Here is an 8,349-nt window from a genome sequence, read left to right as displayed (position 1 = left end):
CGCGGACAGCCCGGCCGCGGACAGCCCGGCCGCGGAGGGCCCGGCCGCGGAGGATCCGGTCGCGGACAGCCCGGCCGCGGGCGCCTCCGTCACGCGCGCCCCGGCAGCAGCGGGCCCGGCTCCGGACAGTCCCGTCGCGGAGCGCCCGGTCGGGTACGGCCCGTCCGCTGGAGTCTCGGTTGTCTGAGTCACGTCACTCAGCATCGGCCCCCCGCTCCCCCGCATCGACTGGCCCGAAGGACATGGTTCGCTAGGATCGGGCCATGAGCCCCGGAAGCGCACGGGCCTTCCGCCCGCACCACGTGGTCGTCCTCGCCCTCGACGGCATCCTTCCCTTCGAACTCGGCATCCCGCACCGGATCTTCGGCCGCCCCCGGGACGCGCGGGGCCGGCATCTGTACGAGGTGATCACCTGCTCCGTACGCCCGCCCGGCCCGGTCCGTACGAACGCCGATTTCTCGATCATGGTGGAGCACGGGCCGGAAGCGCTGGCCGAGGCCGACACCGTGATCGTCCCCGCCTCCTACCAGCTGGGGCCGGTCTTCGAGGAGGGCGTCCTCACCCCGGAACTGGAGTCGGCGCTCGCCCGCGTACGCCCCGGCGCGCGGCTCGCGTCGATCTGCACGGGCGTGTACGTCCTGGCCGCCGCCGGCCGTCTCGACGGGCGCCCGGCGACGACGCACTGGGCCGACGCCGAGCACCTCCAGCGCCTCTTCCCGCGCGTGGACGTCGATCCGAACGTCCTGTTCATCGACGACGGCGACGTCCTCACCTCGGCCGGTGTCGCCGCGGGGATCGACCTGTGCCTGCACATCGTGCGCCGCGACCACGGCGCCGCCGTCGCCAACGAGGTCGCGCGCCGCACCGTCGTCCCCCCGCACCGCGACGGCGGCCAGGCCCAGTACATCGAGCGCCCCGTCCCCGACCCCCGCCAGGCCAGCACGGCCGCCGCCCGCGCGTGGGCGCTGGCCCGCCTCCACGAGCCGATCCAGCTGCGCGACATGGCCGCGCAGGAGGCGATGTCCGTCCGCACCTTCACCCGCCGCTTCCGCGAGGAGTCCGGCGTCAGCCCCGGCCAGTGGCTCACCGCCCAGCGCATCGCCCACGCCCGTCACCTCCTCGAATCCACCGACCTCTCCATCGACCGCGTCGCCCGCGACGCGGGCTTCGGCACGGCCCAGTCGATGCGCCAGCATCTACAGACCTCCCTGGGCGTCACGCCGTCGGCTTATCGCCGTACGTTCCGGGGGGACCGGGACGCCGCCGGCAGCCCCCGCGACCACGGCGCCGCCGTGCGCTGACCGCCCCGCGCGGTGCGCCTCCCCGGCCCACCCGACCACGCTCAGCAGCAGGATCAGCACCACCCCGGCCAGCACCGCCGAGGACGGTGCCATCACCTTCAGCAGGAGCCCGGCGAGGGAGCCGGTCGCCGCGTACCCCGCGCCCGCCGCCGCGTACATGACCGAGTAGCCGGCGGCCAGCGCGCCCGGCGGGAGGGCGTCGCGCAGGGCCAGGTTGCGGGTGACCGTCGCGCCCGCCTGGAACATGCCGCCCGCGCAGAGCGCCGCCCCGACGGCCACCGGGTGCGTGGCCAGGGCGACCAGCGTCACGCAGGCCGCCATCGCCGTCGTCAGGACCAGTCCGCGGGTCCGCAGCAGCCCCGGCCAGTTCCGCAGCCCGTACACGAACGCGCCGAGCCCGGCGGCGACCGCCATCGCCGCCAGGAGCGGACCCGACCAGCCGACGCCGATGCCGCGCTGTTCGAGCAGGGCGGGGAGGGTGAGTTCGGCGAGGCCCAGCATCGTCAGGCTCGCCGCGCCCGTGACGTACACCGGCCAGGCCCCGGCCAGCACTCGCGCGCGGGAACCCTCCGTCCGCTCCGCCCCGCCGACGCCCCACGCGGCCGGCAGCAGCCACAGGCCCGCGACCGAGGCGGCCATCAGGGCGGCCCCGAGCAGCAGCGGGACCTCCGGGGCGACGCCGAGGGCGAGACCGGCGACGGCGGCCGGGGAGAGCGCCCACACGCCGGACATCAGCATCGACTCGGCGGACAGCGCCTGGGCGGCGGCCCGCCCCGGGACCAGTTCGGTCAGCAGCGTCCGCAGTCCGCCCGCGGAGGCCGCGGGCGCGCCCCCGGCCAGGAGCGCGAACGCGACGAGGACGGCGGGGTGCGCGCCCGGAAGGACGCCGAGCCCCGCGAAGCCGACGGCCCCGCCCGCGAGCCCGGCGGCCAGCTGGGCCCGCGCCCGCTCCGCCCGCAGCCGCATCCCCAGCACCGGCGCCCCGACGATCTCGCCGAGCACGAACGCCGCCGCGAGCACCGCACCCAGCGTGTAACCCCCGGGCCGCTCCCGGGCCAGGAACACCAGCGCGAGCGGCGCCATGGCCACCGGCATCCGCGCGCCGACGGATACGGCGGACCAGGTCAGGGCCGGTCGGGTGGCGAGGTCTCGGTAGCTCATGCGACAACGGTAGGTGCCCGGACCGACAACGCTCCGTAATTTTTCCCAGCCTGTGGATAACTCCGAGTGTGCGCATGTCAACGCCTGTGCCGGCGGCCCGTCCGGGCCTTCCTCAGAACGTCAGCACCGCCCGGGCCACCCTCCCCTCCTCCGCGTCGGCCCGTGCCTTCTCGAAGTCCTCGATCGGGTAGGTGCGGGTGACCAGTTCGTCCAGGAGGAGGCGGCCGGAGCGGTACAGGTCGGCGTAGAGGGGGATGTCGCGCTGGGGGCGGGAGGAGCCGTAGCGGCAGCCGAGGATGGATTTGTCCAGGAAGAGGGAGGTGACCTGGAAGGACGCCTCGGCGGTGGGGGGTGGGGTGCCGAGGAGGATCGCCTGGCCGTGGCGGTCCAGGAGGTCGATCGCGGCGCGGACCAGGGCTGTGCGGCCCACGCATTCGAAGACGTGGTCGGCGCCGGCCGGGAGGAGGTCTCGCACCGCTTCCGCCGACGTCACGAAGTCCGTGGCGCCGAAGGTGCGGGCGGCCTCCTCCTTCGCCGGGTTGGTGTCGACCGCGACGATGCGCAGGGCGCCGGCCAGGCGGGCGCCCTGGAGGACGTTGAGGCCGATGCCGCCGGTGCCGATGACGACGACGCGGTCGCCCCGGTCGACGCGGGCGCGGTTGAGGGCGGCGCCGACGCCGGTCAGGACGCCGCAGCCGATGAGGGCGGCCGAGGTGAGCGGGACGTCCTTGGGGATGCGGACCGCTTGGACGGCCTTGACGACGGTGCGTTCGGCGAACGCCGAGTTGGCGGCGAACTGGTGGACCGGCGTGCCCGCGCGGGTGAAGGGGCGTTTCGGGCGGCCGATGGAGTGCCGGCACATCGTCGGGCGGCCCCGGTCGCACTCCGCGCACGCCCCGCAGTTGGCCAGCGTCGAGAGCGCGACGTGGTCGCCGGGCGCCACGTGCGCCACCCCCTCGCCGACCGCCTCGACGACGCCCGCGCCCTCGTGCCCGAGGACGACCGGCGCGGGGAAGGGGATCGTGCCGTCGACGACGGACAGGTCGCTGTGGCAGAGCCCCGCGGCGGAGATCGCGACCAGCACCTCCCCGGGCCCCGGCTCCCGTACGTCGAGGTCCCGCACGACCTCGACGCGGCTCCCGTCGAACACGACACCCCTCATCGCACCGCTCCCCTCTTCGGCAGACCGAGCACCCGCTCGGCGATGATCGTGCGCTGCACCTCGTCGGAGCCGCCGTAGATCGTGTCGGCCCGCGAGAACAGGAACTCCCGCTGTCCCTCGTCGAGTTCGTACGGCGCCTCGGGCGCCCACGCGCCAGGCCCGACAGCGGCCCCGGCGCCCCGCACCAGCACGCCCAGCTCCCCGAGCCGCTGGTGCCAGCCGCCCCACAGCAGCTTGGCGACGCTGGTGGCGCCCGCCTCCTGCGCGCCGCCGAGCGTGCGCAGCGCGTTCCACCGCATGACCCGCAGCTCGGCCCACGCGCGCACCAGCCGTTCGCGGACGACGGGATCGCGGTCGGCCCCGGTCAGCGCCGCCGTCTCCAGGACCCGCCCCAGCTCCTCGGCGAACCCGATCTGCTGGGCGAGCGTGGAGACGCCCCGCTCGAAGCCGAGCAGGCTCATGGCGACCCGCCAGCCGTCTCCGGCCGCCCCGACGACGTGTTCCCCGGCGGCGAGGGCCCCGTCGAAGAACACCTCGTTGAACTCGCTGGTGCCGGTCATCTGGCGAATGGGCCGTACGTCGATCCGGCCCGGCTGGTCCATGGGGACGAGAAGAAAAGTGAGCCCTTTGTGGCGCGTGGATTCCGGGTCGCTGCGGGCGAGGACGAAACACCAGTCGGCGTCGTGCGCGAGGGAGGTCCAGATCTTCTGGCCGGTGATCCGGTATCCGCCCTCGTGGAATTCGGCGCGGGTGCGGATTCCGGCGAGGTCGGATCCCGCGCCGGGTTCGCTGTAGCCCTGGCACCACAATTCCTCGCCGGCGGCTATCGGGGGCAGGAATCTGGCTTTCTGCTCGGGAGTTCCGTGCGCCAGGAGCGTGGGCGCGAGGAGGTTCTCCCCGATGTGCCCGGAGCGGGCGGGGGCGCCCGAGCGCGCGTACTCCTCGGCCCACACGACCTGCCTCGCCAGGGGTTCGGGCCGGTTGCCGTAGCCGCCCTCGCTCCAGCCGATCCCGATCCGCCCGGCGGCGCCGAGCGTGCGCTCCCAGGAGCGCCGGTCCACGGCCGACGGCACGTGCTCGGAGAGCCAGGCGCGCACCTCGGCACGGAAGTCGTCGGCACCGAATTCGAAATCCATGACCCTTCCTCTCCTCACGCGTTGGGACGGTTTCCCTCCGCCGCCGCTTTCCTCATCGCCGCCAATTTCTCCAGCAGGGGCATCGGTTCCGCCCCGACGCTCCCCGGCAGCACCTCGGCGATCCGCTCCGGCGTCCAGCCGCCCTGCGAGAACGCCGCCCGCACTTCCCTCGGCTGCGCCCACACCGCAATCTTGGCACCGGCGACCGTATAGACCTGCCCGGTTATCCACAGGTCGCGCGCCCGGTCGGACAAAAGGAAAATCACCATCGCGGCGACGTCCTCGGGCTCGCCCATCTCCGCGAGTTCCATCGGCACCCCGGCCGACATCCGGGTCCGGGCGACGGGCGCGACGGCGTTGGCGATCACGCCGTACTTGTGCAGCCCGAGCGCCGCGCTGCGCACCAGCGAGATGATCCCGCCCTTCGCGGCGCTGTAGTTGGCCTGCGAGACGGAGCCCTGGTGGTTGCCGCTGGTGAACCCGATCAGCGACCCGGAGCCCTGCTCGCGCATCACCGCCGAGGCGGCCCGGAACACCGTGAACGTGCCCTTGAGGTGCGTCGCGACGACCGGGTCCCACTCGTCCTCGGTCATGTTGAACAGCATGCGCTCGCGCAGGATCCCGGCGACGCACACGACCCCGTCGAGCCGCCCGTACGTCTCCAGCGCGACGTCGACGACCCGCTGCCCGCCGGCCATCGTCGAGATGTCGTCGGCGACGGCGACGGCCTCCCCTCCGGCGGCGGCGATCTCCTTGACGACACCCTCGGCGACCTCGCTCGCGGGCGAGGCGCCGTCCACGGCCACGCCGTAGTCGTTGACGACGACCCGCGCGCCCTCGCGCGCGGCGGCCAGCGCGACGGCCCGTCCGATCCCCCGTCCCGCGCCCGTGACGGCGACGACCTTGCCGGCCAAGAAGTTCCCCACGACCCGCCCCTTCCACGGTTTCTGACGGACCGTTAGATTTTATGGCGCGGCCAACCGCCGAGGACAAGCCCCGGGGAGGCACCGGATGGCACTGCCGGAGGAGTTCCACGAGATCGCGGGGCGCGTGAACAACTGGGGGCGTTGGGGCGCGGACGACGAGATCGGCACGCTCAACCTGATCACCGGCGACGTCGTACGGCGGGCCGCCGCCGAGGTGCGCGACGGGCGCCGGGTGCCGCTCGCGCTGCCCCTCAGGGAGGACGGCGTGCAGACCGGGGCGATCCCCGGGCGCGTCAACCCGCTGCACGCGATGACGCAGATCAACCAGGAGATCTTCGGTCCCGGCACGGTGGCGTGCAGCGACGACGCGGTGACCATGGGCCTTCAGGCCGGCACCCACTGGGACGCGCTGACACACGTCTCGCACTCGGGACGGATCTACAACGGGCGCCCGGCGGACACGATCACCGCGCACGCGGGCGCGGCCTTCAGCGGCATCGCCACCGCGCGGCACGTCGTCTCACGGGGCGTGCTGCTCGACGTCGCCCGCGCGCGGGGCGTCGAGAAGCTGGACGGCGGGCACGCGGTCACGCCGGAAGACCTCGCGGCGGCCGAGGAGTTCGGCAGGGTGCGCGTGCGCGCGGGGGACGTCGTCCTCGTACGGACCGGGCAGGTGCGGGTGTATCTCGGCGGGGACCGGCACGCGTACGCGTACCCGTCGCCGGGGCTGTCGGTGCGCACGCCGGAGTGGTTCCACGCGCGGGACGTCGCCGCCGTCGCGAACGACACGCTGACCTTCGAGATCTTCCCACCGGAGATCGAGAACCTATGGCTGCCGGTGCACGCGCTCGACCTGGTCGAGATGGGGATGCTCCAGGGGCAGAACTGGAACCTGGAGAAGTTGTCCACAGCCTGTGGAGAAAGCGGGCGGTACGCGTTCCTGCTGTCGGCGATGCCGGAGCCGTTCGTCGGCGCGACCGGCACGCCCGTGGCGCCGGTGGCGGTCCTCTGAGACGTCCGCGACGTCCGCGCGAGCCGACCGCGCGAGACGCCCCCGTACGGCACCGGACGGCGGCACGCCGCGCCCGCCCCGAGCACGGCACCGCGCACCGCCGTCCGGACTCGGCGCGCCCGCCCCGCGTCCCCTCGCCCCGAGAGGGAACCGACGCCGAATCAACGACCCACACTCGCCGAGGACTTCCGTCACCGAAGCCCTCGCCGTCCCCTCGCGGCGAATCGCTGACCACAAGCGTGATCAAACGGACACCTCGCGTCAACACCCTCTCGGGGTTTTGTGGTTGTAAGCCCGCTTCGCGCCGGGCGCGCACAGAAGCACGGCCGGGCGCACCGCCGGCCCTCGCAGAGCGGGCCGGGCACACGTACGCGCACGCGGGTCACACGGCGCCGTAGGCCAGCCCCTCGAAGATCCCCAGCGCCCGCCCGCACTCCGCCGCGACCTGCCCCTGCGCCCGCGCGGGACGGTCGAGTTCGCACCAGATCCGCTTGCCCGCGCCCTCGGCGGCCCACCCCCAGCGGTCGGCGAGCCCGTCGACGAGGGCGAGGCCGCGCCCGCCGGTGGCGTCGTCGGTCGCGCAGCGGGGCACAGGAGCCCTCTCGCTGCCGTCGGCGACCTCCAGGCGCACCGTGGCCTCCCCGGCCGCCTCACCGGGCAGACAGAGGCTCAGGACGGCCGGCCGGCCGGTGTGCACGACGGCGTTGGTGACCAGCTCGGAGACGATCAGCGCGAGCGTCTCGGCGAGCGCGTCGTCGTCGGCCAGGGCCGACCCGGCCAGGCGCGCGCACGCCCATCTGCGGGCCCGCCCCACCTCCGCGGGGTCGGGCCGGATCTCCAACTGCGTCTGAAGCACCTGCACCGCTCACACCATCCGAACCGGCGGACACAGCCCCGCGCGCCACGACGGCGAGGTGCCCCCCATGACGACGAGGGCCACGATCGTAGCCATTTCCCGCGCGCCCCCGGCAACCGCCCGAGGCGTCGTGACAGAACGTGAATCCCTTGCAGAACAGCTTGATCGACGTTCCGTCACCCCGGCGAGCGCTTCGGGCATATTCCAGCGCGAAGGAGTACCCGTGCGGCATACTGTGCGACCCCCCTCTGCGGAAGTCGGACAGGCGACACCGGGGCGGCTCACACCCGGAACCACTCGCATCCCCCGACGGTACCGGAGCGGATCCCCGACTCCACACCGTGACGGGTCACGCGCGGGACACAACCAGGTATCGACACACCGTCATCATCCGTTGCCACAATCGGCGACATCCGTACACCGCGCCCCCGCGCGCGGCACCGTCCCCGCAGGCCACGGCGGTGTCAGCCGGCCCCGGAGAGCAGCTCCCGCGCGAGCAGTTCCTCGCTCTCCCGCGCCCCTCCCGCACGCCTCGCGCGCACCCACGCGCGCTTGAGCGACAGATGTACGTCCGCCTCCCAGGTGAACCCCATCCCGCCGAGCACCTGGAGGCAGTCCCGCGCGCCCTGTACGGCGGCCTCGTCCGCGAGCACCCGCGCGCCCGCGATGTCGGCGGCGTCCCCGGTGACCGACGCCGCGTACACCGCCGCGCGCGCGACCTCCACCCGCACCAGCGCCTCGGCGCACAGGTGCTGCACCGCCTGGAACGCGCCTATGGGACGCCCGAACTGCTCG

Annotated in this window: 8 protein-coding genes and 1 pseudogene; 2 read left to right on the top strand and 7 right to left on the bottom strand. The window is 74.0% G+C overall.

What is annotated here, in order from left to right; all coding sequences use genetic code 11:
* Nucleotides 1-192 (bottom strand): annotated as a pseudogene (locus tag AOK24_RS49710) (bifunctional RNase H/acid phosphatase); the annotation flags it as partial.
* 71 nt (nucleotides 193-263) lie between these two features.
* Here AOK24_RS49710 and AOK24_RS19290 point away from each other — a divergent pair.
* Nucleotides 264-1,301: a GlxA family transcriptional regulator gene (locus AOK24_RS19290; protein ID WP_055721316.1), complete on the top strand. Its 1,038-nt coding sequence runs from the start codon at nucleotides 264-266 to the stop codon at nucleotides 1,299-1,301.
* On the opposite strand, the gene AOK24_RS19285 is transcribed toward AOK24_RS19290, so the two are convergent.
* The 4 genes from AOK24_RS19285 to AOK24_RS19270 all read right to left on the bottom strand — a co-directional run bounded on the left by AOK24_RS19285 (nucleotide 1,197) and on the right by AOK24_RS19270 (nucleotide 5,686).
* Nucleotides 1,197-2,462 (bottom strand): MFS transporter, encoded by a 1,266-nt coding sequence (locus tag AOK24_RS19285; RefSeq protein ID WP_055721315.1) that lies wholly within the window; start codon nucleotides 2,460-2,462, stop codon nucleotides 1,197-1,199. The two genes, AOK24_RS19290 and AOK24_RS19285, sit on opposite strands and share 105 nt — an antisense overlap.
* Nucleotides 2,463-2,574: 112 nt before the next feature.
* On the bottom strand, nucleotides 2,575-3,624 hold the full coding sequence (locus tag AOK24_RS19280; protein WP_055721314.1) for a Zn-dependent alcohol dehydrogenase: 1,050 nt from the start codon (nucleotides 3,622-3,624) through the stop codon (nucleotides 2,575-2,577).
* Entirely contained in the window at nucleotides 3,621-4,760 is a 1,140-nt protein-coding gene (locus AOK24_RS19275; protein WP_055721313.1) for an acyl-CoA dehydrogenase family protein, read from the bottom strand. The genes AOK24_RS19280 and AOK24_RS19275 overlap by 4 nt, the downstream gene beginning before the upstream one ends.
* Nucleotides 4,761-4,774: 14 nt before the next feature.
* A complete protein-coding gene (locus AOK24_RS19270) occupies nucleotides 4,775-5,686 on the bottom strand; it encodes an SDR family oxidoreductase (protein ID WP_055721312.1) in 912 nt (303 codons plus the stop codon).
* Nucleotides 5,687-5,771: 85 nt separating this feature from the next.
* Between AOK24_RS19270 and AOK24_RS19265 the strand changes: the two genes are divergently transcribed.
* The gene (locus tag AOK24_RS19265; RefSeq protein WP_055721311.1) at nucleotides 5,772-6,698 is read left to right on the top strand and encodes a cyclase family protein; all 927 of its coding nucleotides are present in this window, start codon (nucleotides 5,772-5,774) and stop codon (nucleotides 6,696-6,698) included.
* 382 nt (nucleotides 6,699-7,080) lie between these two features.
* Here the strand turns inward: AOK24_RS19265 and AOK24_RS19260 are convergent, their stop codons facing one another.
* Nucleotides 7,081-7,560 (bottom strand): ATP-binding protein, encoded by a 480-nt coding sequence (locus AOK24_RS19260; RefSeq protein ID WP_055721310.1) that lies wholly within the window; start codon nucleotides 7,558-7,560, stop codon nucleotides 7,081-7,083.
* A gap of 458 nt (nucleotides 7,561-8,018) precedes the next feature.
* Nucleotides 8,019-8,349, bottom strand: a 331-nt coding sequence (locus AOK24_RS19255) for an acyl-CoA dehydrogenase family protein (protein WP_276206845.1), incomplete at its 5' end; no start/stop codon positions are given.

Origin of the sequence: Streptomyces niveiscabiei (assembly GCF_001419795.1) — a bacterium.
GTDB lineage: Bacteria > Actinomycetota > Actinomycetes > Streptomycetales > Streptomycetaceae > Streptomyces > Streptomyces niveiscabiei.
The sequence above is the reverse complement of the archived record's forward strand: the minus strand, read 5'-3'. Positions and strand labels throughout refer to the sequence as shown.

What these genes read in the sequence shown, in the direction of transcription:
- AOK24_RS19280 (WP_055721314.1), bottom strand. Translation starts at nt 3,624, where the DNA reads ATGAGGGGTGTCGTGTTCGACGGGAGCCGCGTCGAGGTCGTGCGGGAC.
- AOK24_RS19290 (WP_055721316.1), top strand. Translation starts at nt 264, where the DNA reads ATGAGCCCCGGAAGCGCACGGGCCTTCCGCCCGCACCACGTGGTCGTC.
- AOK24_RS19275 (WP_055721313.1), bottom strand. Translation starts at nt 4,760, where the DNA reads ATGGATTTCGAATTCGGTGCCGACGACTTCCGTGCCGAGGTGCGCGCC.
- AOK24_RS19265 (WP_055721311.1), top strand. Translation starts at nt 5,772, where the DNA reads ATGGCACTGCCGGAGGAGTTCCACGAGATCGCGGGGCGCGTGAACAAC.
- AOK24_RS19285 (WP_055721315.1), bottom strand. Translation starts at nt 2,462, where the DNA reads ATGAGCTACCGAGACCTCGCCACCCGACCGGCCCTGACCTGGTCCGCC.